Here is a 1,628-nt window from a genome sequence, read left to right on the forward strand (position 1 = left end):
GACTCACATTTGATGCAGTTGAGGTGCCGACTTGCGTTGGTTTCATAAAGGAACAGCTCTGCGGTCTTCCGCAATCGTTCCGCCCGGGTTTTTGGTCGATCGGGTGTCGATCGACGGTGTGACGACGACCATCGAGGCGCGAGGGGTCGGCGCGACAGGACAATGCCCGGATTGCCGTTCGGCTTCGGTGCGCGTTCACAGCCGCTATCAGAGACGGCTCGCGGATTTGCCGCTTGCTGGGCGCGTGGTTCGCATTTCCCTAATGGCGCGGCGCTTCCGTTGCATATCGGCATCGTGTCGCAGAAGCATTTTCACAGAACGGTTCAGCGATGACGTTCTGGCGGTCCATGCCCGTCGAACTGCCCGCCTCGACGGTCTCGTCCATCATCTGGCTCTCGCGCTCGGCGGTCGGCCGGCAGCGGACTTGGCTCGACGCCTCATGATGCCGGTCAGCAATGACACGCTGCTGCGGGTCGTGCGGCGCAGAGGCCGGCCGGCGCCGCCAGCGCCGAACGTCATCGGAATCGACGACTGGGCCTGGAAACGCAATCAACGCTACGGCGCGATCATTTGTGACCTCGAGCGCCATCGTCCGATCAAACTCCTGCCGGACCGAGAGCCGGCGACGGCGCAGGCATGGCTCACCGGACAGCCGCAAATTGCTATCGTCGCGAGAGACCGCGGCGGAGGCTTTGCGCTCGCGGCGAGTAAGGCGCTTCCCGGCGCCCTTCAGGTCGCCGATCGCTGGCACTTGATGGAAAACGCCAGCGCCGCCTTCCTCGACGCCGTGCGCAAATCGATGCGGCAGATAAGATCGGCGCTCGGCGCGGCGTTCATCGACCCGACGCTGCTCACCGCTGCGGAGCGTCTTCAATACGAGGGCTATTTGCGACGCGAGGAGATGAACGCCGCCATTCTCGCTCGGGCCGAGGGCGGCGCGACGATCAAACAGATTGTGCGGGAGACGGGTCAAAGTCGCGGGCTCGTCCGAAAGATCTTGCGCGGCCAGCGTTCGGATATTTTCCGCACACGGGAGAGTTCACTGGAGCCGCATCTTCCGTGGCTCGATGCGCAATGGGCTGCAGGCAGTCGCAATGGCGCTGAGCTCTGGCGACGTCTTCGCGCTTCCGGCTTTCGAGGATCGTTGCGGGTCGTCTCCGAATGGGCGTGCCGCCGGCGGCACGCGGAAAAAATGGACGAGGCGGGTTTTCGCCGCACGCCTTCGGCGAGAACCATCGCGCGCCTCATGACGACAGGTCGCGATGCGCTGTCGAAGACCCAAACGCTGACGATCGCTACGATCGAGGATGGGGTTCCAGCGCTGGTCGATGCGCGCGCCGCCGTCACCGCATTCCAGACTATGATCCGCATGAAGGCTGGGGACGAACTCGACGGCTGGATTGACCACGCGAAAACAGGCCTCCTTGCTTCCTTCGTGAACGGCGTCATGAAAGATCGCGCCGCTATCGCGGCGGCGATCGTCACCGCCTGGTCAAACGGCCAAACCGAAGGTCAGATCACCAAACTGAAGCTGATTAAGCGTCAGATGTATGGGCGCGCGAAACTCGATCTCCTCGAAGCCCGACTTATCGGGGCACAGTGACAGGGACCTGCACCAACTTTGCGTC

1 protein-coding gene is annotated in these 1,628 nt (G+C 63.1%); it reads left to right on the forward strand.

Going from position 1 to position 1,628, the window contains the following annotated elements:
• The first annotated feature begins 31 nt into the window (after positions 1-31).
• Positions 32-1,603, forward strand: a complete 1,572-nt coding sequence (locus NEI07_RS09795; protein WP_407659881.1) for an ISL3 family transposase — start codon at positions 32-34, stop codon at positions 1,601-1,603.
• The last annotated feature ends 25 nt before the right edge of the window (positions 1,604-1,628 follow it).

Origin of the sequence: Methylocystis suflitae, from assembly GCF_024448135.1 — a bacterium.
Taxonomy (GTDB): Bacteria; Pseudomonadota; Alphaproteobacteria; order Rhizobiales; family Beijerinckiaceae; genus Methylocystis; species Methylocystis suflitae.